Source organism: Clostridium bornimense, from assembly GCF_018917145.1.
GTDB classification, from domain to species: Bacteria; Bacillota; Clostridia; order Clostridiales; family Clostridiaceae; genus Clostridium_AN; species Clostridium_AN bornimense_A.
The window spans coordinates 1-25,727 of the sequence record NZ_JAHLOD010000038.1; the positions used below are offsets into that span (position 1 = coordinate 1).

Annotated in this window: 26 protein-coding genes, 6 tRNA genes, 1 other RNA gene and 1 other annotated feature; of the genes, 4 read left to right on the forward strand and 29 right to left on the reverse strand. The window is 29.9% G+C overall.

Annotation, left to right across the window (positions count from 1 at the left end; all coding sequences use genetic code 11):
- Window positions 1-629 precede the first annotated feature (629 nt).
- The 8 genes from KQI30_RS12275 to KQI30_RS12310 form a co-directional block, all read right to left on the reverse strand.
- A complete protein-coding gene (locus tag KQI30_RS12275) occupies window positions 630-1,604 on the reverse strand; it encodes a collagen-like protein (RefSeq protein WP_216463645.1) in 975 nt (324 codons plus the stop codon).
- A gap of 108 nt (window positions 1,605-1,712) precedes the next feature.
- Window positions 1,713-1,991, reverse strand: coding sequence for a YaaL family protein (locus KQI30_RS12280; protein ID WP_216463646.1), 279 nt, complete (start codon window positions 1,989-1,991; stop codon window positions 1,713-1,715).
- A gap of 63 nt (window positions 1,992-2,054) precedes the next feature.
- Window positions 2,055-2,651 (reverse strand): recombination mediator RecR, encoded by a 597-nt coding sequence (gene recR / locus KQI30_RS12285; protein WP_216463647.1) that lies wholly within the window; start codon window positions 2,649-2,651, stop codon window positions 2,055-2,057.
- A gap of 15 nt (window positions 2,652-2,666) precedes the next feature.
- A complete protein-coding gene (locus KQI30_RS12290; protein ID WP_216463648.1) occupies window positions 2,667-3,011 on the reverse strand; it encodes a YbaB/EbfC family nucleoid-associated protein in 345 nt (114 codons plus the stop codon).
- A gap of 54 nt (window positions 3,012-3,065) precedes the next feature.
- On the reverse strand, window positions 3,066-4,679 hold the full coding sequence (gene dnaX / locus KQI30_RS12295; protein ID WP_216463649.1) for a DNA polymerase III subunit gamma/tau: 1,614 nt from the start codon (window positions 4,677-4,679) through the stop codon (window positions 3,066-3,068).
- 142 nt (window positions 4,680-4,821) lie between these two features.
- An RNA gene (ffs, locus tag KQI30_RS12300) (signal recognition particle sRNA large type) lies at window positions 4,822-5,085 on the reverse strand.
- Window positions 5,086-5,088: 3 nt separating this feature from the next.
- Window positions 5,089-5,180 (reverse strand) — tRNA-Ser (locus KQI30_RS12305).
- Between the two features lie 263 nt (window positions 5,181-5,443).
- A complete protein-coding gene (locus KQI30_RS12310; protein ID WP_216463650.1) occupies window positions 5,444-6,265 on the reverse strand; it encodes a metal ABC transporter solute-binding protein, Zn/Mn family in 822 nt (273 codons plus the stop codon).
- 333 nt (window positions 6,266-6,598) lie between these two features.
- On the opposite strand from KQI30_RS12310, the gene KQI30_RS12315 reads away from it, so the two are divergent.
- Window positions 6,599-6,844 carry an AbrB/MazE/SpoVT family DNA-binding domain-containing protein gene (locus tag KQI30_RS12315; RefSeq protein ID WP_044035711.1) on the forward strand — a complete coding sequence of 82 codons (246 nt, stop codon included), beginning with the start codon at window positions 6,599-6,601 and terminating at the stop codon, window positions 6,842-6,844.
- Window positions 6,845-7,154: 310 nt separating this feature from the next.
- On the opposite strand, the gene KQI30_RS12320 is transcribed toward KQI30_RS12315, so the two are convergent.
- The 4 genes from KQI30_RS12320 to KQI30_RS12335 form a co-directional block, all read right to left on the reverse strand.
- A complete protein-coding gene (locus KQI30_RS12320) occupies window positions 7,155-7,376 on the reverse strand; it encodes a (2Fe-2S)-binding protein (RefSeq protein WP_216463651.1) in 222 nt (73 codons plus the stop codon).
- Window positions 7,361-7,825 carry a nucleoside deaminase gene (locus KQI30_RS12325; RefSeq protein WP_216463652.1) on the reverse strand — a complete coding sequence of 155 codons (465 nt, stop codon included), beginning with the start codon at window positions 7,823-7,825 and terminating at the stop codon, window positions 7,361-7,363. Before KQI30_RS12325 ends, KQI30_RS12320 begins: the two co-directional genes overlap by 16 nt.
- Window positions 7,826-7,881: 56 nt before the next feature.
- Window positions 7,882-7,958: transfer RNA gene (locus KQI30_RS12330), tRNA-Arg, on the reverse strand.
- Window positions 7,959-8,020: 62 nt separating this feature from the next.
- Window positions 8,021-8,593 carry a TetR/AcrR family transcriptional regulator gene (locus tag KQI30_RS12335; protein ID WP_216463653.1) on the reverse strand — a complete coding sequence of 191 codons (573 nt, stop codon included), beginning with the start codon at window positions 8,591-8,593 and terminating at the stop codon, window positions 8,021-8,023.
- A gap of 163 nt (window positions 8,594-8,756) precedes the next feature.
- Here KQI30_RS12335 and KQI30_RS12340 point away from each other — a divergent pair, with 163 nt between their 5' ends.
- Window positions 8,757-9,644 carry a phosphatidylserine decarboxylase gene (locus KQI30_RS12340; RefSeq protein WP_216463654.1) on the forward strand — a complete coding sequence of 296 codons (888 nt, stop codon included), beginning with the start codon at window positions 8,757-8,759 and terminating at the stop codon, window positions 9,642-9,644.
- 174 nt (window positions 9,645-9,818) lie between these two features.
- On the opposite strand, the gene KQI30_RS12345 is transcribed toward KQI30_RS12340, so the two are convergent.
- Window positions 9,819-11,288: a nicotinate phosphoribosyltransferase gene (locus tag KQI30_RS12345; RefSeq protein WP_216463655.1), complete on the reverse strand. Its 1,470-nt coding sequence runs from the start codon at window positions 11,286-11,288 to the stop codon at window positions 9,819-9,821.
- A 243-nt stretch (window positions 11,289-11,531) separates the two neighbouring features.
- On the opposite strand from KQI30_RS12345, the gene KQI30_RS12350 reads away from it, so the two are divergent.
- Both KQI30_RS12350 and KQI30_RS12355 read left to right on the forward strand, forming a co-directional pair.
- Window positions 11,532-12,371 (forward strand): C39 family peptidase, encoded by an 840-nt coding sequence (locus tag KQI30_RS12350; RefSeq protein ID WP_216463656.1) that lies wholly within the window; start codon window positions 11,532-11,534, stop codon window positions 12,369-12,371.
- Between the two features lie 240 nt (window positions 12,372-12,611).
- Window positions 12,612-13,103 (forward strand): hypothetical protein, encoded by a 492-nt coding sequence (locus tag KQI30_RS12355; RefSeq protein ID WP_216463657.1) that lies wholly within the window; start codon window positions 12,612-12,614, stop codon window positions 13,101-13,103.
- Between the two features lie 63 nt (window positions 13,104-13,166).
- Here the strand turns inward: KQI30_RS12355 and KQI30_RS12360 are convergent, their stop codons facing one another.
- From KQI30_RS12360 to KQI30_RS12435, 16 genes are all read right to left on the reverse strand, one after another.
- The gene (locus KQI30_RS12360; protein ID WP_216463658.1) at window positions 13,167-14,318 is read right to left on the reverse strand and encodes an NAD(P)-dependent malic enzyme; all 1,152 of its coding nucleotides are present in this window, start codon (window positions 14,316-14,318) and stop codon (window positions 13,167-13,169) included.
- Window positions 14,319-14,344: 26 nt separating this feature from the next.
- Complete coding sequence (locus tag KQI30_RS12365; protein WP_253287497.1) at window positions 14,345-14,869, reverse strand: Fe-S-containing hydro-lyase; 525 nt, start codon at window positions 14,867-14,869, stop codon at window positions 14,345-14,347.
- Window positions 14,866-15,708 (reverse strand): fumarate hydratase, encoded by an 843-nt coding sequence (locus KQI30_RS12370; RefSeq protein ID WP_216463659.1) that lies wholly within the window; start codon window positions 15,706-15,708, stop codon window positions 14,866-14,868. The genes KQI30_RS12365 and KQI30_RS12370 overlap by 4 nt, the downstream gene beginning before the upstream one ends.
- 152 nt (window positions 15,709-15,860) lie before the next feature.
- Window positions 15,861-16,382, reverse strand: a complete 522-nt coding sequence (locus KQI30_RS12375) for a metal-dependent hydrolase (RefSeq protein WP_216463660.1) — start codon at window positions 16,380-16,382, stop codon at window positions 15,861-15,863.
- A 151-nt stretch (window positions 16,383-16,533) separates the two neighbouring features.
- Entirely contained in the window at window positions 16,534-16,767 is a 234-nt protein-coding gene (locus KQI30_RS12380; protein ID WP_216463661.1) for a hypothetical protein, read from the reverse strand.
- A gap of 341 nt (window positions 16,768-17,108) precedes the next feature.
- Window positions 17,109-17,185: transfer RNA gene (locus tag KQI30_RS12385), tRNA-Arg, on the reverse strand.
- A gap of 65 nt (window positions 17,186-17,250) precedes the next feature.
- Entirely contained in the window at window positions 17,251-17,784 is a 534-nt protein-coding gene (locus tag KQI30_RS12390; RefSeq protein WP_216463662.1) for a GNAT family N-acetyltransferase, read from the reverse strand.
- A gap of 125 nt (window positions 17,785-17,909) precedes the next feature.
- A tRNA-Ser gene (locus tag KQI30_RS12395) sits at window positions 17,910-18,001 on the reverse strand.
- A gap of 26 nt (window positions 18,002-18,027) precedes the next feature.
- Window positions 18,028-18,118 (reverse strand) — tRNA-Ser (locus tag KQI30_RS12400).
- 196 nt (window positions 18,119-18,314) lie between these two features.
- Window positions 18,315-18,405 (reverse strand) — tRNA-Ser (locus tag KQI30_RS12405).
- Window positions 18,406-18,483: 78 nt separating this feature from the next.
- A complete protein-coding gene (locus KQI30_RS12410; RefSeq protein ID WP_216463663.1) occupies window positions 18,484-19,224 on the reverse strand; it encodes a transglutaminase-like domain-containing protein in 741 nt (246 codons plus the stop codon).
- Window positions 19,225-19,247: 23 nt separating this feature from the next.
- Window positions 19,248-19,736 carry a hypothetical protein gene (locus KQI30_RS12415; protein WP_216463664.1) on the reverse strand — a complete coding sequence of 163 codons (489 nt, stop codon included), beginning with the start codon at window positions 19,734-19,736 and terminating at the stop codon, window positions 19,248-19,250.
- Window positions 19,737-19,969: 233 nt separating this feature from the next.
- Entirely contained in the window at window positions 19,970-22,144 is a 2,175-nt protein-coding gene (locus KQI30_RS12420; RefSeq protein WP_216463665.1) for a heavy metal translocating P-type ATPase, read from the reverse strand.
- 167 nt (window positions 22,145-22,311) lie between these two features.
- Window positions 22,312-23,589, reverse strand: a complete 1,278-nt coding sequence (gene serS, locus KQI30_RS12425; RefSeq protein WP_216463666.1) for a serine--tRNA ligase — start codon at window positions 23,587-23,589, stop codon at window positions 22,312-22,314.
- 77 nt (window positions 23,590-23,666) lie between these two features.
- Window positions 23,667-23,856 (reverse strand) — a binding site (T-box leader).
- Between the two features lie 61 nt (window positions 23,857-23,917).
- Window positions 23,918-24,217: a DUF1667 domain-containing protein gene (locus KQI30_RS12430; protein ID WP_216463667.1), complete on the reverse strand. Its 300-nt coding sequence runs from the start codon at window positions 24,215-24,217 to the stop codon at window positions 23,918-23,920.
- 1 nt (window position 24,218) lies between these two features.
- Complete coding sequence (locus KQI30_RS12435) at window positions 24,219-25,607, reverse strand: NAD(P)/FAD-dependent oxidoreductase (RefSeq protein WP_216463668.1); 1,389 nt, start codon at window positions 25,605-25,607, stop codon at window positions 24,219-24,221.
- Between the last annotated feature and the right edge of the window lie 120 nt (window positions 25,608-25,727).

The window sequence follows — 25,727 nt, forward strand, 5'->3', positions numbered from 1 at the left end:
TTAAAAAGTTTGATTTACTAGCTTAGTACTAGTTTGCTGACTTCATATATATGAGTCAATTAAAAGAATTAACTGGTTATATGTTTCTTCTGTTCAATTTTCAAAGATCATTTGTCGCTCTCTTGCGACGCTCATTTATTATATCAAAGTTATCGAATCTTGTCAACAACTTTTTTCTTTTTCGTTGCTGCTCTCTCGCAGCGACAAGGATTATTATATCACCGAAATTTGCGTATTATACGTATATATACTCCTTTTTATAAAAATATATTTATCTTTCTGCTTATTGCTCTATTTTTCTTCATTTTATATATGTGGATACACCTGGTATAGTATCTTTTAATTCTATATTTAACTCAATACATATCTGTTAAATTATCCTTTTTTCAGTATTCATCTAAGGGTCAAATTCTATAGGGTATCTAATCTAAAATATATTAACTATCCATATTTTACTCTTATATTAGAAAATTAACCTTTACTATTCGCTACTATTTTTAACATAAAAAAAGGACTATCGCCGACAAATTAATGCGACAGTCCCTTCTTCATTAAGATACTATCTATTTTGTAATAATACAAAATTCATCTATTGTTAAGTACATATTCATCCCTATTACGTTACTTTATTAACAACAACAATTTCTCTCTATAACTTTTATTACAGCAATTTGACATACTAAAACTGCTGTACAATTTCCAATAACAACTATACTTCTACCAACGTTTGTTATTGGTCCTTCTATACAAGCACCTTGTACTTTTAATTCTATTTGTACACATGCATTTTTACGTCTTAACATATCTAAGAAAGTAGTTATGCTATCTACTGCATTTTCTGGTTCTTCTGGTAATGGTGCTAGTTGTACATCTCCTACTCCATTTCCTTTAACAACAGCAATGCTATTTAGTGGAATAAATGCATTTTCATCTATACTTCTTATTTCTGTAAGAGCATCAAAAACATTTTCCACTGTTGATCTTCTGAATTCTTCTCCTCTATTTGCATCAGTTAATATATCTACTGTCAATCCAGCAGCTCTAACCCCAGATAATAAAGTAGCCATTCCTGAATAACAAACTCTGCTTGAATCTTCTCCTGCTGGCCCCATTGGTCCCATTGGTCCCATTGGCCCCATTGGCCCCACTGCTCCTGCTGGTCCTGCTGGTCCCATTGCTCCTCTTGGTCCCATTGGTCCTACTGGTCCTCTCATACCTGCTGCTCCTGCTGGTCCTATTGGCCCCATTGGCCCTACAGGTCCTACTGGTCCTCTTGGTCCTTGTTCTCCTTTTGGTCCACATGGTCCACATTTACCACAACTTCCACAAGATCCTGCTGGTCCTACTGGTCCCCTTTCTCCACGTTCTCCTCTTGGTCCTCTTGGTCCCATTGGTCCCATTGGCCCCATTGGCCCTACAGGTCCTCTTGCTCCTCTTGGTCCTCTATAAATAGGTATTCCTATTTCTATATTATTAACTCCAACTAACTCTGCTCCACTTGCTGCTGCAATTTGAGCTGCTTGTGCTGCTTGTGCTTGTGCTTGTGCCGCTTGAGCTGCTGATGTTCCTCCATTATTAAAGCCATCTGTATAATAATTTCCCATCTTAGAATCTCCTTTTCTATTACAATGCTATACTTCTAATATATTTAAAAGCATATTAATTCGTTACAACTATAATAAAAAAGTCTATACATACATATTTATGTGATTCTATTCATTAGAACTCCTCTCAAGGTCAGCATAATAAGTAAAATCCACACTTATATTTTTTATCTTTGCTAATTTTAATAAGTAGTCATATTTATTTTTTAATGCAGCTTCATAATAAATTGCAAATTCTAATAATGATGCATCTGTTGAACTTTCAAATAACCCCCTACATATTTCTAAATCCTTTTGAACTTCATTAATTGAATCAACTATTTCTCTTTTTTCTTCTTCATACTTTAACTTTTCAGCTTTATAACCTTTATCAAATCCAAAAAACATAAAAACACCTCCTAGATTACATTACTATTATTTACATAATCTAGGAGGTGTATTCATATCTTATTAAATTTCTGTTCTACCTTCTATTGCTTTTGATAAAGTTACTTCATCTGCATACTCCAAATCTCCACCTACAGGTAATCCGTGTGCAATTCTTGTAACCTTAACATCTAAAGGTTTTAATATTCTAGATATATACATAGCTGTAGCTTCACCTTCAACAGTAGAATTAGTTGCTACTATAACCTCTTTAACTTCGCCATTCATTCTACTTACTAATTCTTTTAATCGTATATCGTTAGGTCCTCTACCAGCCATAGGAGATATGTTTCCATGTAATACATGGTATACTCCATTATATTCTCTTACTTTTTCTACAGCCATAATATCTTTTGGCTCTTCTACTACACAAATAACTGAAGAATCCCTATTAGGATTGCTACAAATAGCGCATGGATCTTTTTCTGTATAATTTCCACACACTGAGCAATATTTTATAGTTCCTCTTCCTTTAACTAAAGCATCTGCAAAAGCATTTACTTCTTCTTGTGGTAAATTTAAAACATGTAATGTAAGCCTCTGTGCTGTTTTATAGCCTATACCAGGAAGCTTAGCAAATTCTTCTATAAGCTTTTCTATTGCAACAGGATAAAAATCCAACTTATTTCACCTCAATTAGAACATTCCTGGAATATTCATTCCTCCAGTTATTCTAGACATTTCTTTTTGAGTCTCCTCATCAGCTTTTGCCATAGCCTCTTTTAAAGCTCCAAGAATCATGTCTTCTAATGTTTCTACATCTTCAGGATCTACAACCTCTGGATCTATTGAAACCTTTTGTATATCTTTTTTACCATTCACAGAAACAGTAACCATTCCGCCACCAACAGAAGCTACAAATTCTTTTTCTTCTATAGCTTTTTGCATCTCCATCATTTGTTGTTGCATTTTTTGTGCTTGTTTCATTAAATTATTCATATTTCCTCCGCCGAAGCCTCCTGGAAACCCACCTCTTGCCATAAAATAATACCTCCTAAAACTTAATACTATTATTTATTTTATCATTATACCATATTATTCTTCAACGAACTCTATGGAATCACCATAAAGTTCCTTTAGTTGTTCTTCTTTAGATTTTTCTTCTTCACCTTTATCTAACATATATCTTATTCTTATTTTTTCCTTAAGCACTTCTGTAAATATCTCTTCAACTTTAGTACGTTGTTCTAAATTACTATCTAAGTTTTTCTTAGCAAATCCATATAGCGGACTAAAGGTTATATCTAAAATTCCTTCCTTAAACGCAGTTGGACTCCCTGGAGATACATAAGCATATAAAGACATTAGTCTTCTGCCTTTTAATAATTCTAATACCTCATTCCACTTCTTTTTAATATCATCTAAAGTAAGTTTTGTAGATAAATTTCTTTCAATATTTTCTTCCTTTTTTTCGTCATTAACTATTGTCTTACTTACTTTAACCTTTTTACTTTTATTTGATACAGAATTGCCTTCTTGTGCATTTATAGTTATGGCACCACTTCTTATAGAACTTTCTAATTTATTTACTCTTGCTAATATCATCTCTGGTGATGTATCAAACTCTATTTTACACATCTTTATTATAGCAATTTCAATATATACTCTACTTTGTTTACTCCACTTAGTATTTTCATCAGCCTCATTTAATATGTTTATAAATCGCATAATCTCTTCTGTTCTTATTTTATTACTTTGCTCTTTAAGTTGTGCTATATTTTCCTTCGACATATCAACTAATTCTTCTGGATTGTTACTAACCTTAACCATAAGCAAATTTCTAAAATGAGTGATACATTCTTTTATAAGCAATCCAACATCTTTTCCATTAAAAATTATATCATCTACTAAATTCATAGATTTTGTAATATCTCTATCTATAATGTGGTCTACTAATTGAATCAACTTATCATTAGTAACCATTCCTACCATTGATAATACATCTTCATATCTAATTGCTCCATCTCCCATAGATATGCATTGATCTAATATGCTTACAGCATCTCTCATTGCACCATCACAAATTCTAGAGATAAAATCTAAACTATTTTCATCTGCAAGTATACCTGAATCTGTTACAATTTCTCTTAATCTTTCTTTTATATCATTATGATTTATTCTTTTAAAATCATATCTTTGACAACGAGATAAAATTGTAATAGGCAACTTTTGTGGATCTGTTGTAGCTAAAATAAATATTACATTCTTCGGTGGTTCTTCTAATGTTTTCAAAAAAGCATTTACAGCTCCTATTGTTAACATATGAACCTCATCTATAATATAAACTTTATACTTTGCTTCACTAGGTGGAATTTGCACTTCTTCTATTATATCTCTTATATTTTCAACCTTATTCTTAGATGCTGCATCCATCTCAACTACATCTATAGCTAATCCTTTAGATATCTTTTGACACATCTCACACTCATTACAAGGATCTCCATCTTGAGGATTTAAACAATTTACTGCTTTTGCAAGTATCTTTGCTGTAGTGGTTTTTCCTGTTCCTCTAGTTCCACACAATAAATATGCATGAGCTATTCTTCCACTATCTACTGCATTTTTTATTGTAGTTGTTATATGTTTTTGACCTACTACTTCACTAAAAGTCTGAGGTCTCCATACTCTATATAAAGCTTTATAAGCCATAAGCTCACCTCTTTTACTTATCTTGTATAACTATAATTATAACATTTATACATAATATTATATCTATTAAAATGGTATATAAAAAATAAAACCCTAGTTCATAACTAGAGTTCTCCTCACAAAATATCTTATTATACAAAAACCGTGCATCTAACTCTGACAGTATTACATATACGTTACCTAGAGAGTTAACTCAAACCAGGTTTTTCCACGGCACACGAGAGGTTTCACTTATCGCTGCTTCCTTCCGGACCTGACGAGGTTCATGAATTCCCGTTGCGTGGGACCCAATTATCAACATCACTTTTCTAGGTCAGACTATACGTAATAAAGCCTCGGTTAGACATCGATCCTGCTAAAGCGGATTGCAGGTTACAGGGCACCGCTAGCTCCCCATCTAGCACGGCATTGGCGGAGAGAAGGGGATTCGAACCCCTGGTAGAGTTTCCCCTAACACACGCTTTCCAAGCGTGCTCCTTAAACCAACTCGGACATCTCTCCATACTTATTTAAAACGTATCCTAATTTTATCATAGGGTGATTGAACTGTCAATTAATATAAAATGCCATTTTTCTATTTTTTTAATATCATAAAATTTTATAATATATAAGTTCTAAAAAACAATCTACATTGATAATAAACTTATGTTAGAAGTTGTTTATCTTATTTCATTTAATGATGTAGATTTTTAAATAAAACATATATATAAAAAAAAGATAAAGTACTTATTAATTTACCTCATCCTTTTTTAATTATTAATTTTCTATTTAAGAGCTTTATAAATTTTTTCTAAGTTTTCTCTCATGCCATCTATATAATCGCCTTCGCCTTCAAAAGTCTCTATAGTTTCAACTTTTGCTCCAGCTTCTCTTGCTAATGTTTCTGCTACTTTAGTACTTCCCATTTCCTCTGCAAAAACAGTCTTTATATTATTATCTTTGCAATATGTTACAAGCTCTGCTAATTTAGCTGGTGATGGTTCACCTTCTGCAAATACCCCTTGTATCGCTACTTGATCTAATCCAAATTCTCTACATAAGTATCCAAACGCCTTATGTCCCGTAACAAACTTTTTGTTTTCTATAGAATCAAACTTAGTTTTATACTCATCATATACTGATTCTAATTCCTGTTTTGCATTCTCATAATTTTTTTCATAATAATCACTATTTTTAGAATCTATTTTAATCAATGCGTTCTTTATATTTTCTAATTCAACAATAGCATCTTTTAATCCTAACCATGTATGTGGGTCTGTTACTCCATCATTCTTTATAGTATTTACATTAGTTGATGCTTCAACAACTTCTACCTTACTATTCTTTAAGAAATTTTCTACCCAATGTTCCATTCCAAGGCCATTATAAACAAATAACTTTGACTTAGATAATTCCTTAATATCTTTTGTTGTAGGTTCAAAGTCATGAGCTTCTGTTCCTTCTGGAATAACTACTTCTACATCTACTTTATCATCTCCTATAAGCTCTACTAACTCTTCCATAGCATGAAAAGATACTAAAACTTTAAGTTTATCACTTTTATTTTGTGCTTCACTTTTTACATTCTCTTTTCCACAACCCACCATAAACGTCACCAATATAATAGATGTAATTAAAAACAAAAAATTTTTTTTCAATATTTTTCACCTCACGTATATTTTTAAACTAATATGTAAATAATGTTAACAAGTAACACATTAATTGCAATTGTTTAATTGTACATATATTATTGCAAATGGTTTGCATTTATATATTATAACATTTATATATTAGTTTGCAACTATTTTGAGAACTTATTAGCAAAATAACAGTTCGCAATTTTCTTAAATGTGGTTTAATAAAATATTGACTTTTATTGCTAGTAATGTTATTATACATGTGGTAATTGTCGAATTTAGAAGTATTAGGAGGAAACGCACATGAAATCAACAGGAATTGTAAGAAAAGTTGACGAGTTAGGGAGAATAGTTATCCCAATAGAATTAAGAAGAACTTTAGATATCGAAATCAAGGACGCTTTAGAAATATATGTTAACAGTGACGAAATCATTCTAAAGAAATATCAACCATCTTGCTTATTCTGCGGAGAAGTTAAAGATGTTGAAAACTTCAAAGGAAAGAAAATCTGTCATTCTTGCTTACAAGATATTAAAGAAAATATCTAATAGCAATCCAAATGGAGGTGTCGCAGTAACAAATAAAAAGTTGTTAGTGATACCTCCTTTTATTATGGCAGAAAACAGGGAACAGGTTAGATGGCACAGGGCACAAGTAAGGTTAATTTTCCCTAAAGGGAAAATATTTTACTCCTGTGGACGGCTAAAGTTATAATTGTATTTAATGAATATATAAAACTATACCTGTGCCCCGACTTCTATTTTGCAGAAAAAACTGTCGTACTTTGATTTTACTTTTTTTGTGCGACAACCCCATTTATTTATACTATAAAATTTACTTTTCATCTATCATGTACTATTATTCAAATTGGGAATAGTACTCTTTTAATAACTCCTCAATTTTAAATCCACATCTCTTACCGTTACATCCACCAATAGTAGCTCCAGTTGCTTCCTTAACTTCCTCTACAGTTCTAGCACCTTTTTTTATCGCTTCTTTTATTGTAGCTCTTGAAATACCTCTACATAAACATACTTTTGTTATTTTATCTAGAATTTCTGGTTTTATATTTTGCTCCATTTATTTCTCTCCTCATTTCTTCTACATTTAAAAAATTCTTTTAATATTTCACTGCATCTTTCATCATATTGCCATATAACATTAACATGATTATTTATATCATCTCTATTAATTATATTATCTATAGTTCCACAACCGCCCATTCTTTCATCAAAGGTTCCTATATATAATCTACGCAATCTAGACTGAGCTATAGCTGCCGCACACATAAAACACGGTTCCAAAGTAACATACATATCACAACCATTAAGTCTCCAGTTATTATTTCTTTCGCCGGCACTTCTAATAGCATTTATTTCTGCATGAGCCGTTACATCATTAAGTGTTTCTTTTAAATTATGTCCTTTTGCAATAACTTCTCCATCCTTTACTATTACTGCACCTACCGGAACCTCTCCTTTATTATATGCTTTTTTAGCTTCTTCTAAAGCTATTTTCATATAATCCATGAAATTTCTCCTTATATAAAAATAAAAGGTGTGTTTGAGTCACCTCTTTCACACCTTGGTACACCCGACAGGAATTGAACCTGCGACCAATAGTTTAGGAAACTACTGCTCTATCCTACTGAGCTACGGGTGCTTACTTATTCTACAAATAGAATTTTATACCATGATTCTTTTACTGTCAATTATATATTTCATTTATTTGTTTAATATATGTAAAACATCATTATACTTTAAAAAGCGTTCAATTATTTCATCATTGTCATATTCTTCACCATTTAATAAATCATATAATGCTATAGATACTAAAATACCTATAAATGAATATCCAAGAAATCTTGCATCATCTTCACTAACAACACCTTTGTCTATTATCCCATGATAACTTTTGTTACTTATGTTTATTAATTTTGATACAGCTTCCCTTAATTCTTTATTTCTTTCACTATCGCCCCAAACTTGACTAATAATTACTCTAAATAAATCTTTATTATCGTTCATATATCTTAATTGTAATTTTGCTGCAGTCTTTACTACTTTATGAGGATCTTTAATATCTTTTATACCGTCTTCAACAGATTCATTAATTATATTTATTCCTTCGTTAATAATAAATTTAAAAATTTCTTCCTTACTTTTAAAATGATAATATAGTGTTCCTTTTGCAACTCCTGCCCTGTTAGCTATTTCATCCATAGTGGCTCCATCATATCCACAATGAGAAAAAACTTCAATAGCTGCGTCAAATATTGCTTTCTTTGTCTTATTCATTACGCTTCCTCCTATTTAGACTCCTCAGTCATATATAATTATATTATATCACTTATATTATTCCTTTAAACTAAAAAATACATTTACATAGAAACTTTATCTTTATTATTATATAATTTTATAAGCAATATATTTGGAAATATATATATAACAGGAGGAGTATATGATTAAAATTTATAATAGAGAATCAAAAAATTACGAAATTGAACAAGTTCTTGGTGAAAATTATATAAAGTGGACATATGAAAGTCCTATTGGAAAAAGTTTTTTAAATATATTTTTAAAAAGAAAACTTTTTTCTAAAATTTATGGATTTTTTTGTGATAGTAAAAGTAGTAGAAAAAAAATAGATAGCATAATTAATGAATATAATATAGATATGAATGAATCTATAAAACAAAGTAAAGATTTTGAAAGCTTTAATGACTTTTTTACAAGAAAACTACATAATGATGCTCGTCCTATTTCTCAAAACCTTAATGAATTTATTTCTCCCGGAGATGGAAGACTATTGGCTTTTGAAAACATAGATTTAGAAAATATAGTACAAGTCAAAGGATTTACTTATTCTCTTAAAGAGCTTATAAACGACGATTCTATAGCTAAAAAATACGAAAATGGAACTTGCTTAATATTAAGATTATGTCCTGTAGATTATCATAGATTTCACTTTGTAGATGACGGTATAATATCACAAACTAATAAAATTAAAGGATTCTACTATTCTGTAAATCCTATCGCCTTATCCGGTATAAAAAAGTTATTTTGCAAAAATAAACGTGAATGGTCTATATTAAATTCAACTAATTTCGGAGACGTCTTATATATAGAAGTAGGCGCAACTTGTGTAGGTACTATTAAACAAACTTACAGTCCTAATACTAAAGTATCTAGAGGCTCTGAAAAAGGATATTTTAAATTTGGTGGTTCTACAGTAATTTTATTCTTAGAAAAAAATAAAGTTAAAATAGATGATGATATATTATCCGAAACAAAGAAAAATATAGAAACTAAAGTTAAAATGGGCGAAACAATAGGTAATAAGTTATAATATATTAATATTGTACGTACAATATTAATATTACTTCCGTATCTTAATAATAATTATGTTTACTTTTTTTATATCCTACTTATATCTTACGTACACTATAAGTACAATATACAATAATATAATAAAAGAGTTATCGCTAATAAACTTCCTTTATTAATGCGATAACTCCTTTTTTTAATTAGAATTTTCTTCTATTAACTTAAATTTTAAATTCCATAAATCCTTAGAAAGATCTACATAATATTTATGTGGATTTTCAAATCTTAAAAGTTCTGGCCACAATGTATTAATCTGTTCTTTACAATAATCTTTAATTTCATCTAAGTCAGGACATGTATATACACACTTACCAGACTTGAATACTGGCTCTTGAAGTCTTTTTGCAACAAAGTTATTGATCTTCTTTTTCTTATAAGTATATACTTCATCAAAGATTACATACTCTTTACTATTATCTATATTTTCATTACTTAATGTTAAAATATCTGCTATAGCATTTCCAGTTTCTATATCAAACAATCTCCATGGAACTTTAAACCCAGGATTAGTAGTTTTAGCTTCATTTTCACTTAATTTTATTTTCGGAATAACTTTCCCATCTCTTTCTATTGCTACAAGCTTATATACTCCACCAAAAACAGCTTCAGCCTTAGATGTTATAAGTCTTTCTCCTACTCCGAAAGAATCTATAACCGCTCCTTGAGAAATTACATCTTTTATTATATATTCATCTAAAGAATTTGATACTGTAATTTTGCAGTCCTCGTATCCTGCCTCATCTAGCATCTTTCTACATTCTTTAGTTAAATACGTAATATCTCCTGAATCAATTCTTATTCCTTTTGGTCTTTTTCCCATAGGTTTTAATACTTCATCAAATACCTTTATAGCATTTGGCACTCCACTTTTTAATACATTATATGTATCAACTAGTAGATAGCATTCATCTGGATAAGTTTCCGCCCAAGTCTTAAATGCATCATATTCTGTTTCAAAGAACATTATCCATGAATGTGCCATAGTTCCCATAGCTGGTAACTTAAACATTTCTTCTGCTATAGTACAAGCTGTTCCAGCACATCCACCTATATAAGATGCTCTTGCTCCATAAATTGCTCCATCATACCCTTGCGCTCTTCTGCTACCAAACTCAAAAACTGGTCTACCGTCAGCTACTCTTACTATTCTATTTGCTTTTGTGGCAATTAAACTTTGATGATTTACAGTTAACAATATCATTGTTTCCAAAAGTTGCGCTTCCATTATCGGTGCTCTAACAGTTACCAGTGGTACTCCTGGAAATATAGGTGTTCCTTCGGGAATTGCCCATATATCACCAGTGAACTTTAATTCTTTTAGATATGTTAAAAATTCTTCGTTAAAATTTGTTTTTTTTCTTAAATAATCTATATCTTCCTCATCAAAGTGAATTGATTGAACATATTTTATTAATTGTTCAACCCCAGCCATTATAGCAAATCCACCATTTTCAGGAACCTTTCTAAAAAACATATCAAAGTATCCTATTGTATTTCTAAATTCACTATTAAAAAATCCATTCATCATAGTAAATTCATAAAAATCTGTTAACATTGTTAGATTCCTATTGTCTTTCCAATCAATATTCTTAAAATGCTTCTCCATAATATGTATATCTCCTAAATCACTAATTTAATTTACCACAACTATTAATCTATATTAATATTTTGCCTAATCCTCACTATTTTTAACTATTATAATTCTATTAACTTCTACGTTTTTTGTCAATTAATATTACATTTTGTACTATATATGTTATAATATAATTGTGTTTTTTTTCCTATACGAATACTCTTTTATTTAAACACATATAATTACTTAATAAAATAATGAAATTAGGTGCTTATTATGAAAAAAAAATCTTCTAATTTTTTTAAAAAACTAGGTTTTATTTCTATAATAGTTGTGCTATGGATTTCTACATATTCAATAATTAATATGCTTTTAAATAGTGATAATTCTATTATATCTGCATTAAATATAAAAAATTTTTCATTATCATCACAAAATGACGATACTAATAACAATACTGTTGATGAAGATGAACAAATGAAGGAAAACGTTTCACAAGATGATAGTAGTACTATAGAAATACCAACTTCAAAACAATTAGATATACAATTAATAAATCAACTTCCCGAACTTTATAATGGATGTGAAATCACCTCTCTTACTATGCTGCTAAATTATGCAGGGGGTAATGTTGATAAAATGACATTAGCAGATAAGGTAAAAAAAGATCCAACTCCTTTAGTTCGTTCTGGAGATGTTATAACGTCTTGGGGTGATCCTCAATATGGATTTGTAGGCTCTATATCTGGAAGTACCGGTATAGGTTATTCTGTATATCCCAAACCGTTAATTCCTTTAATAAATGAATACACTGACAATAAAGGTGTAGATCTTACTGGAGAATCATTAGATACATTGAAAAAATATATTTCTATTGAACATCCTGTAGTTGCATGGGTTACTGCCGACTGGAGTATGCCAAGTTTTATCACTTGGCAAAAGAATGATAGAAAAATAAAGGCAACTTTTTCTGAACATGCTATTCTCTTAACTGGATTTGATGAAAATTATTTTTATTATAATGATCCTTTAGCAAATAAAAAGTCATATGTATCAATAGATACCTTTCAATCTGTTTGGAATGCTATGGGGAATATGGCTGTGTCATATAACTAAAATAAAACTTTAACATATACAAATATATTAATCTGTTACACAAAAGTGTGGCAGCTTTTTTATTAGAATAGAAATAAGTAATTGTCATAATCCTCATACTAACATCATAAACTTAAATATATAACAAACCTGGTGAACTTTTGTTCGCATTTTTTTATTAAATCTATTGCTAAATAAAAATACTATGCTATAATAAGAATGTACGAACACCTGTTCGAGATGATATGAGGGGGTACTTTTATGAAAAACAAATTAAAATTTTGGGCATTATCGCTTATGATTACTATAGCTTTTGGTGTAGTATCTTTTGAAATAAATGATCTTCTAATGAAGAAAATTAGAACTAACTCAACCAATAACATAATCTCATCATTAAAAAATAATAAGTCTATAACAATAGATGGGGAAAATATTGATACTATTTTAGATACAGATACATATTTTTTAGCTTCTTCCCTAAGAGATTCACAAACTTTTGATCTATCATTAACTAATACAAATAGAATAGTTGTAACTGCTAGTGATGCTAAAGCAAACTATTCAAATAACGTTATAATAAATTTATGTACATTATTAATATATTCTCTAGCACTAATCATTAACTTAATTATAATTATTGCTTTAGATGTAAAATTACAAACATCTATGATAGTAAAAAAAGTAGCTAGAATTATTAGATTAAGACATACAAAAGAAAGATTACACACAGGACATGTTTATGGAGTTGCCTAAAACTTAATATAAATAAAAAGGAACTATCGATGTAAAATACGATAGTTCCTTCTATATATACTTCTATTTTGCAGCTTTTCTAACTGCATCTGCTACAACTTCAGCAACCTCTTTATTTAGTGCTGGTGGAATAACATAATCTTCACTTAACTCTTCTGGTTTAACAAGACTTGCAATAGCCTTTGCCGCAGCAAGTTTCATTTCTGTTGTTATTTCTTTTACTCTAGCATCTAATGCACCTCTAAATATACCAGGGAACACTAATACATTATTTATTTGATTTGGGAAATCAGATCTTCCAGTACCTATGACCTTTGCACCAGCTTTTTTTGCAAGGTCTGGCATGATTTCTGGTGTAGGATTCGCCATTGCAAAAATAATTGCATCACTATTCATTGATTGAACCATAGCTTCATTTACTATACCAGGAGCTGAAACCCCTATAAATACATCAGCTTTTACTAACGCATCTTTTAATAATCCTTTTTCTTTATTAGGATTTGTATCTTCTGATAATTTAACTTTTGCAGCATCAAGATTTTGTGTTTCTGGATCTAATATACCTTCCTTATCACAAACTACTATATTTTTTGCACCAGCTTCTAATAATAAATATGTTATTGCATTTCCAGCTGACCCTGCTCCATTCACTACAATCTTGCAATCTTCTATATTTTTATTTACAACTTTTAATGCATTTATAAGCGCAGATAGAACAACAATTGCTGTACCATGTTGATCATCATGGAATACAGGTATATTTAATTCCTTCTTTAATCTTGATTCTATCTCAAAACATCTTGGTGCAGATATATCTTCTAAATTTATTCCTCCAAATGTAGGTGCTATAGCTTTAACTATATTAACTATCTCATCTACATTTTTTGTGTCCAAGCATATTGGAAATGCATCAACATCACCAAATTCTTTGAATAAAATAGCTTTTCCTTCCATAACAGGCATAGCCGCTTCAGGTCCAATATCTCCTAATCCTAATACAGCAGTCCCATCTGAAACAACTGCTACTAAATTACCTTTTGAAGTATATTTATATACATTAGCTTCATCCTTATGTATTTCTCTACAACTCTCTGCAACTCCTGGAGAATATGCTAATGATAAATCTTTTTGATTTTCTACTTTAACTTTTGATGATATCTCTAGTTTTCCTCTAAGTTTTCCATGCAATTCTAATGATTCTTGAAAAATATCCATTTTACAGCCTCCATATTTTCACTTAGTTATTCTTGATATATATTATTTCCCATGCTATCGATAGCAACTATAACAGGAAAATCCTTAACTTTCATTCGCTTAACAGATTCTGTTCCTAAAAAATCATATCCAACAACTTCTACTGATTCTATTGATTTTGATATTAATGCACCTAGACCGCCTATAGCAACTAAATATACAGCCTTATTTTTCTTAATACTTTCTATAACTTCAGGACTTCTCTTTCCTTTTCCTATCATAACCTTAAGTCCTAAGTCTAACAGTCTAGGCGTAAACTTATCCATTCTACCAGATGTAGTAGGACCTGCTGGTCCACAAGTATGTCCTGGCTTTGTTGGACATGGTCCAGCATAATATATAGTCTCACCATCTAATGGTATAGGTAATTCTTCTTCTTTATCCAACGCTTCTATCATAAGTTTGTGAGCCGCATCTCTTGCTGTATATAAATATCCTGAAAGATAGATCATATCTCCAACATTAAGCTTTTCAATATCCTCTGACTTTAATGGTAATTGAAATTTCATCATAAAATCACCTCGCTATGTCTAGTTACATGACAATTGATATTTACTGCAACAGGTAATCCTGCAATATGAGTTGGATAAGTCTTTACTCTTACCTTTAATGCTGTAGTATCTCCGCCTAAACCTTGAGGTCCTATGCCAAGTTCATTTATTTTCTTTAACAAAACTAATTCTAGATTTTCTTCATATTCACCCTGACTTTTATCATCTAGGTTCATTGATAACGCTTCTTTTGCCATCATTGCAGCCTTCTCCATAGTTCCACCTATTCCTATACCAACAACTATTGGTGGACATGGATTCGATCCTGCATTCTTTACTGTTTGCAATACAAAATCTATTACTCCTTGCTCTCCATCTGCTGGAACTAACATCTTAAGTGCACTCATATTTTCTGATCCAAATCCTTTTGGACATAATCTAAGTTTAAATCCGCTTCCTGGCACTATCTTATAATGAATTATAGCTGGCGTATTGTCATTTGTATTAACTCTATTTATCGGATGTGCAACTACAGATTTTCTTAAATATCCTTCTTCATACCCTTGTCTTACACCTTCATTAATAGCATCTTCCAAAGAACCACCTACAACATGAACATCCTGACCTATTTCTGCAAATATAACCATCATACCTGTATCTTGGCATATAGCTATATTTTCTTGTTTTGCATAATCAGCATTTTCTATTAATTTACTAAGTATATCTTTGCCTAACTCTGAAGTCTCTTCCTTACACTTTTGCTCTATAACACTATAAACATCATTTTTTAATATACAATTAGATTCTATACAAGCATCTTTAACTGCTTTAGTTATATCTTGTACCAATATATCTCTCATAAGGGCCCCCCTCATTTTATTTACTAATTAAATTATAACTTAAATCTTTACGAAAATACAAATAACTTATATTATCTTTAACATAATATATGACTTATACCTATACTATAATTAATTTTTTACAATTATAGTTCGTATTTCTCCCTAAACAATCATATATAGATTCTTATATTTTTAAATATATAAATTGCTATTAATACTCTTAATATAAAACTTATATATCTATCATGTTTTTCTGTTCGTAAATTTAAGATGCTATAATTTTTCTTTGTAAATGGATATAATATCGGAACTCCCCTAACAGTTATTATATCTAAGGCTAAATGACTTATAACCCCTATTAAAAAACCCGATATGGCAATAATATATAACGATACTAATTCATGCCTCTGAACACTAGTTAGTATCTTTTTATAAATAATAAAATAAACAATTATATATGGAATTAATGAATGCATTTTTCCTCTATGCCTAAACTTAAATATACTGCCAAACATCTTATTCCAATTATTATTTTTTGCATCTACATCTGGAAATGTTCCCCCTAAACCTCCAAAAGTAGATATAACAATTAAAAAAATCACCCTTTTAAATATTGATATGTCTGATAAAATAATATTCCCTACTGCAAATGAAGAAATAACCCCACAAAGCTTATGTGTTTCATATTTCATACCTACTCCTTATATATTACAAAATTTAAAACTACTATTAATTCACCAAACTTTTGTTCTCCTTTTTATCTAATATATTATAGTATCATCTCAATTACAAGGCGAACACTTCTAAAAAAATATAAATTTTATAATAAAAAAAGATGCTTCATTATTCTCTGCATCTTAGATCAAAATACTTATTCTTTTCACTAAAGGGTATATTAGTTCCAACTATAAAAAAATCACTTGAATCTATCCACTCTGGTACCACAACACCATCAACTGCATTACAAACTTTCACCTTACCAGAACATAATATTTCTTTTATTTTATAATGCCACCCCTTATGTAGTCCTATAGCTTTATAATCATCTCTATCAATAACACACATAACCCTTATCATAATATCCTCCTCTAGTATATTTAACTTATTAGTAATATATCTTGTCCATTTTAAAAATTTTTAATCATTAAAAATATAAAAACTAGATTTCGGAAATATATATGTACTTATATTGTATGTATATATTATGTATATCATTTAAAATATAAAATATAAATTTATTTTTATTTTACATTTTATAAAATCCTCCCTACACAATCAGTACAACTTACTTACAACAATATACTAAATCTTTTTGCCTATATCATAATAATAAGTTATTTTCGGAAAAATTTTTTATAAAACAAAAACTGGCTAAAATCTAAACCTTTAAGGTTTAGATTTTAGCCAGTTATATCTTCTGGTGCGGCGGAGAGGATTCGAACCCCCGACCAAGTGGTTCGTAGCCACCTACTCTATCCAGCTGAGCTACCGCCGCAAGCATAAATATTTTAACATATTTATATTAAAAAATCAAATCTATAATATATTATATTCATGTTTTCAAATTTTATCCACTGTTTTTGAAAATTCATCTCTATTTATTTTCATTACTAGTACATCTTTATACTTTCCATCTATCATTACTTTTTCATCTTTTACTTTTTCTGCACTAAAGCCACAATTTCTATAACACATACCAGCTCTCTCGTTTTCCAATAATACTTCTAATGATATATTTTCTGCATCTAACTCATTAAACAAATATTCCATTACAACCATCATCGCTTCTGTGCCATATCCTCTTCCCCAAAACTTTTTATCTATAGTTATACCTAATACATATTCTTTATCATTATATTCTTTTGATATATATGTTACATAACCAACTATTACACCTTTTTCATTATCTATACTTAGGTATTTTTTCTTTCCTCTAAAAATTGCATCAAAAAAATTATATAAATCATTTATTTTAGGTATTTCCTTAAGTCCTCCATCAAACTTACATATATCTTCATCACTCCAGTATCTTAAATATGTATGTAAGTCTTTCTTTTCTACTTCCCTTAATATAAGTCTATCCCCTTTTAGCATACAATCACCACACAGTTAATATATAAGTTATTTATGTCCATATAATAAATATTACCATACTATGTATTATCTGTGTATATAGTTTACAAAAAAATAAAAAATCCATCAAAATTTGATGGATCTTATGGCGGAGATGGAGGGATTCGAACCCTCGCGCCGCTTTCACGACCTACACCCTTAGCAGGGGCGCCTCTTCGGCCAACTTGAGTACATCTCCGAATTATAATAATATTAAATTATTAATGGCGGAGAGATAGGGATTCGAACCCTAGGTACGCTCACACGTACGCCGGTTTTCAAGACCGGTGCCTTAAACCAACTCGACCATCTCTCCATGTATGGCACGTTTTTTATTTTAACAATTTAATTCTATAATGTCAACAGTTATTTCAAAAATTTTTTACATCAATTTCATATAAATTTTACTCTGGATAAAACTGTAACTAAAATAAATTTTAGTAGTATTGATATTAACTTATAATTTATCAATATAAACGAAAAAGTCCACCAATTAATTGGTGGACTCCATATGGCGGAGAGATAGGGATTCGAACCCTAGGTACGCTCACACGTACGCCGGTTTTCAAGACCGGTGCCTTAAACCAACTCGACCATCTCTCCAAGTTGACTACGCAGTTTATTATATATAATATTTACGACACTGTCAACATATTTTTTATCTTTTTTTATTTTTTATTTTTAATCCCAGTGATATCCCATATTTTTAATAGCATCATCAGTAATTAAAAAGTATTTTCCTTTAAATAACTTATCCCCTGTTATATCTAAATGTAACCAATTTCCATCTAAATTTACTAAGTTCCAACTATGATTATTTCCATATACCTTACCATTTATCATCTTACTCTCAATATTAATTTCTTTAAGTATTCTATATGTTAATCTTGAAAATCCTACACTATTAGTCTTTCCGTCAACTAACGCACTATATACACTACAATTTTTTAAATCATCATCTATACTTATATTGTTTCTAATATAACTATCAATAGCTCTTACCTTATCTATTGTTGACATAGAATCTGAAATATTGTTTTTTAATATATCTTTTATCTTATTTTCTATCTCTTTTTCTTCATCTTTATTTTCTATATATTCAATATTAAAATTAGCTACCTTACTATTTTTTTCTTCTTCTACTTGCCACTTAAAATTTGATATTGAAGATTTTAAATATGGATCTTCACTTTCTAAGTTTTTTGTATATTCGCTTATAGCATCCTTTAATGATTGCGATGATTGAGTATATTTAACAGAAAACTCACTATTTCTTTCTATTAAATTATCATTTACCTCTTCTATTACCTTATCCTCAGATATATTCTCTACAACATCATTGCTCTTACTACACCCACTTATACTGATAACTACTAAAGTACTAATACATATTAGTTTAAAATACTTTTTCAATATTTCCATAATAACATCCTATCCCCTTATGCTTATTTACCAAATATAGATTTAAAAAACTTTTCAACCCCCTTAGCTATACCGCCCTTTTCTTCATCATCCTTATCTTTATTATTTGATTCTGATTTTTTATTTTCTTCAACTTTTTTCTTTTCTTGTTGTTCCTTTTCTAATTGTTTTTCATAAGCAAGTCTTTCCTCTTCTCTTTGCTTTATCTGTTGTTCCCTAGCCTCTTTTGCCTTTTTTTCCTCTTCTTCTGCTTGTTCCTTCATTATACTCGCTAACTTTATTGAATTATCTATTAATGTATCTTCCTTGGAAAATTCCTTAGCCTTCTTATATAAATTAATTGCTTCATCATATCTATTTCTACTTAATGCAGAATCTGCCCTCTTAATATATGAATGATACTTATTTTGCTTATTTAGGCTCATCATAATTGTTGTTGATACTATACAAGTAGTAGCAATTATAACAGTAGCTATCAATATATATTTTTTATTAAACTTTTTTTCTTGCATCATTTTCTCCTAAATATTCTTTTTTTTATTCTATCATAATTATTAATAATTTTTTATTTTTTAATAAAATTTTAAATAATTATACTATACTGTCAAAGTAGAAATTTATAATAAATATCTATCCTTGTAATAATATAAGTATCCTATCATAAATCTATTGTCATAAACTTGGGTTATTTTCTATAAAAAAAGCTGCCACACTCCTTTAGTGCAACAGCTTCTCTTAACTAAAACTATTCTTTTATTTTTAATGCTCTCATAGAATTTAATATTGCTATTATTGATACTCCTACATCGCTAAATACAGCTTCCCACATAGTCGCTATTCCCATAGCACCAAGTAATAAGAAAATTCCTTTAACTACTAATGCAAAAACTATATTAGTTATTACTATTTGTTTAGTTTTTCTTGATATCTTAATAGCACTAGCAATCTTAGTAAGCTCATCTGTCATTATAACTACATCAGCAGCTTCTATAGCTGCATCTGATCCTAAACCACCCATAGCTATACCTATATCTGCTCTTGCAAGAACTGGAGCATCATTAACACCATCTCCAACAAATATAACTTTTCCATCTTTATTTTTTTCTAAAATTTCTTCCATCTTTTCTACTTTTCCAGAAGGTAATAACTCACTATATACCTTGTCTATTCCTACTTCTTTAGCTACATTTTCAGCTATAAATTTATTATCTCCAGTTAACATTATTGTATCTTTTATATTTAACTCTTTTAATAACTTAATTCCTTCTTTACTACTTTCTTTTATTTCATCAGCAATTAAGATATATCCTGAATAAACACCATCTATAGCTACATGAATAATAGTACCAACGTCAGTTACATTAGGCACTTGAAGTCCTAATTTCTTCATTAACTTCTCATTTCCAACAGCAACTTTCTTTCCAAACACTGTTGCCTTAATACCATTTCCGCTTACTTCTTCATAATCTTTAATATTTTCTTTTTCAACTTTATCTCCAAATGCTTTTTGTATAGAAAGTGCTATAGGATGGTTTGAATAACTTTCACAATATGCTGCATATTTTAATAACTCTCTATCATCCATCTCAATGCTTTCAATCTTAGTTACATTGAAGTTTCCTTTTGTAATAGTTCCTGTCTTATCAAAAACAACTACATTGGCATCTTTTAATATATCTAGATAATTACCACCTTTTATTAATATACCTTTTTTAGATGCTCCACCAATACCACCAAAGAAACCAAGTGGAATAGAAATTACTAATGCACATGGACAAGATATTACTAAGAATATTAATGCTCTATAAAGCCACTCAGAAAACTCTTTTCCAAAGAATAATGGTGGTATTATTGCAAGTAATACAGCACCTATTACTACTGCTGGAGTATAATATCTTGAAAACTTAGTTATAAAGTTTTCTGCTTTTGCCTTTTTAGAATTAGCATTTTCAACTAAATCTAAAATCTTTGCTACTGTAGATTCACCAAATTCTTTTGAAACTTCTATCTTTAATAAACCATTTTTATTTATAAATCCACCAAGTACATTGTCACCTTTGCCAACACTTCTAGGCACTGATTCTCCTGTTAAAGCAGATGTATCAACCATAGATTTTCCTTCTACTATTGTTCCATCTAATGGTACCTTTTCACCTGGCTTTACAACAATTATATCTCCAATTGTAACTTTCTCTGGAGAAACCTTTTCTTCCTTATTGCCTACAAGTAAGTTTGCATAATCAGGTCTGATATTCATAAGTTCTGATATATTTTTTCTAGAGTTTGAAACAGCTTTTCCTTGGAAGTACTCACCTACAGAATAGAAAAGCATAACTCCAACACCTTCTGCCATCTCACCTACAGAAAAAGCACCTAATGTTGCTACTGCCATTAAGAAATTTTCATCAAATACTTGACCTTTTAATATATTTTTAAAGGCTGTAATTAAAACTTCACCACCAACAACAATATAACTTATTATAAATAATGCTACACTTATATATTTATTACTTTTAAATATAATTGCAATTAAAAGTAGCGCTGCTGCAATACCAATTTTTATTAGTTCCTTATTTCCTTCATCTCCATGACTATGATCATGATGATGTTCATGATCATGATGATCATGTTCGTGGTCATGTCCATGGTGATCACAACATCCATCATGACATGTTGATTGATGGTTTTCAATTTTATATCCTTCTTCTCTAACTTTAACATCACTTTCTATTTTTACTACTATAGCTTTTGCTTCTTCTAAAACTTTTTCATCATTTACTTCTATTTTCATCTTCTTTGTTAAAAAGTCTATATTTACATTCTCAACACCATCTAACTTTGATATAGCTAGTTGAATTTTATTAGCACAATTTCCACAATCTAATCCTTCTAGGATATAAGTCTTTTTTATACTTTTCATACTACCCCTCCCTTTTAAATATATGAACAACTGTTCATATATTATTATATGCTTCAATTTACCATTTTGCAATAGTTTTTTCTATATTATAAAAATTATTAACTAATTTATTCTCACATAAAAAAGGTACCGCAAACATGCGATACCTCTTAAAAAATTTACATCATTTATTTGATTACTTCTCTTCCACCCATATATGGTTTTAATGCTTCTGGAATTGTTACAGTTCCATCTTCATTTTGGAAGTTTTCTAATATAGCAGCAACAGTTCTACCTATAGCTACTCCTGATCCATTTAGTGTATGAACAAATTGTGCCTTTGATTTTGGATTTTCTTTATACTTAATATTTGCTCTTCTTGCTTGGAAGTCTTCAAAGTTAGAACAGCTTGAGATTTCAACATATCTATTATAACTTGGCATCCAAACTTCTATATCAAATTTTAAAGCAGCTGTAAATCCTAAATCACCTTTACATATTCTAACTACTCTATATGGTAATCCTAAACCTTGAAGTACAGCTTCAGCATCTGCTGTTAATTTATCTAATTCAGCATAACTATCTTCTGGTTTTGTAAATTTAACTAACTCAACCTTATTAAATTGATGTTGACGAACAAGACCTCTTGTATCTCTTCCTGCAGACCCTGCTTCTGCTCTGAAACATGCTGAATAAGCTACATGTTTTATAGGTAATTGATCTCCTGATAATATTTCATCTCTATACATATTAGTAACTGGTACTTCTGCTGTAGGAATTAAGAAATATCCATTATTCTCTACCTTAAATGCATCTTCTTCAAATTTAGGTAATTGTCCAGTTCCAGTCATAGAAGTTCTATTAACCATATATGGTGGTAAAACTTCAACATAACCTTTTTCAGTATGAGTATCTAAGAAATAATTTATTATAGCTCTTTCAAGTCTAGCACCTAAACCTTTATAAAAAGTAAATCTTGAACCTGTTACCTTACCAGCTCTTTCAAAATCTAATATATCAAGACCTGTACCTATATCCCAATGAGCTTTTGCTTCAAAATTAAAGTTTCTAGGTTCTCCCCATTTTCTGATTTCTACATTATCTTCATCAGAAGCTCCATCTGGAACTGCTGGATTTGGTATATTAGGTATTCTAAGCATATGATAATCTATTTCTTCAGTAATCTTTGATACCTTTTCATCTAATCCTTTTATTTCTTCTGAAATCTTCTTCATTTCAGCAAATATTTCATCTACTGGTTCTCCTGCTTTTTTTAATGCAGGTACTTTTGCAGAATCAGCATTTCTTTTGCTTTTTAATGCCTCAACTTCAACTAGTATCTTTCTTCTTTCTTCATCTAATTCAACTATTTTATCAATAACTGATACGTCAAAATCTTCTCCCCTATTTCCTAACGCTTTTTTTACTTCTTCTGATTCAGTTCTTATTCTTTTTAAATCTAACATTTAAACCTACTCCCTTATCCTAAAATAATTTGTATTTTTTACATATATATGTATATACAAAAAAACTCCGTCCCCTAACAAGGGACGGAGTTTCCGCGTTGCCACCCTAATTGGCATAAAGCCCACTCTATAAAATAACGGTTTGACCCGATTTACTCTTCGTAAATTCCTCTGAGTTGGATTCACAATATTAGTTGTATCGATTTACACCAACCATCGACTCTCTTTGCCTTCTAATAAAGTTACTATTCTCTTCACGGGATAAATTATTGTATTTTACTCTCTTATTATAATTTATATTAATTTTCTTTGTCAATAATTTCAAAGATTAATGATCAATATTCTTTGTAGCAATTATATCAATTCCTGTATTTAAGATATTTTTACAGATAACATCTCCAACGAAAACTGGTATACCTACATATATTCTACTTATAGCTTTTGATATTTCAATAAACTTATCTACTTCTATCTCCTCAGACGACTTAACTGGTAATACATTATACGCCTTAGATCCCTTTAATCTTACTAATGACGTAAATACTTCTTTAGTATTATCATCTCTTCTTTTAAATTCTATACCATCACAGCTAAAGTCATCTCTAACTTCAATTACCCCCACAGCCATATTAAATCTCCTCAAACTCCTTCATTCTACCATTTAAAATATTTGATCCTTGACTCTCCCTAACAATATCAGCTACATTTACATCTAATTCTCTTGCTAGTATCGATACAACTCTGTTAAGACAGGATGACCCTTTGCATGTACCTATCATTGCTCCAGTTCTTCTCTTTACCCCCTCAACAGTTCTTGCACCTAATGGTCTTCTAATAGAGTCTATTATCTCTCCTTCTGTAACTAAGTTGCATAAACAAACAACCTTACCATATCTCTTATCTATTTTTATTAACTCATTTCTTTCTTCATCACTTAAATCTGTAAACCTATATACTTCTCTTCTTTTATCTATAAAATCTTTCTTTTCAGTACACTTTATTATATTTAGAACTCTTTCCTTAACTAACCTAGCTATAGCTGGTGTCATTGTTAATTCTCCATAATTTTTTCCTGAAATCTTTATATAAGCTTCCTCTTCCTTAGATTGATCTAGTATTATTTCATCAGAATAATAACTATCACTTAAGAAAGATGTTATATGTTGAGTTCTCAATCCTGCAATTAACTTTTTCACTTGATGATTTGCTGTAACTGTATCCATTTCTTCATCGGTAATTGCCCCTGCAAGTACATTATGCTTAGTAGGAACTACCAATGTCTTTATATTATCTTCATAAGCCCGTATTATATTTTTAGGCTCCTTGTGAGTATCTACAGTAAAATAACTTAACCACTTTCTATGTCTTATAAAGTCTTCTTCCCTTAACTCATTATCTAGATCATAATTCTTATCTGGAATTGTATTTATAACGATCTTAGACTTAAATTTTCCCTTTGTAGTAGTAATTAAAAACTCCTTAGATACTTTAGATATATTTAAAACAGTTTCTGCAAATCTAAAATTCACTCCATTTTGAGCTGCCACTTCACCTAATGCTATTGCAAAGTCATATGGTGATACAATAGCTGTATTTCTTGATAATATCCCCATAAGAGGTTCTTTTTTTATTGTACTTTCCATATCCATGGCTGTCTTACCATCTATTATTTCTATATTATAAATTCCACGTTCCTTGGCTTTATTAAATTTTCTAATTAATTCTTTTCTTCCACCTTCACTATATGCAATAAATATACTATTTTTACTTTCTAATGATATATTAAACTTTTTGCATATATCATAAATTGCTCTATTTCCCTCAACTTCAAGACTTGCTATTAGGTCGGATCTAGCTTGCAATCCATCGTACACTATAGCAGAATTTATGGTATCAATCTCCGTTACAATATCATATTCCTTCTCTATTAGCGCTATATTTAAGCTATATTTAGATAATTCATAAGCAATAGCACAACCATACGTACCACCACCTAAGATAATAACATCGTAGTCCATATTCCCCTCCTATCAATATACCTCTAGATATAATTTTACACTAAATTGATATAACTTCAATAACATAAATATTTCACAATTATCGATAAAATAGAAAAAAGGGACTGTCATACAAAGGAG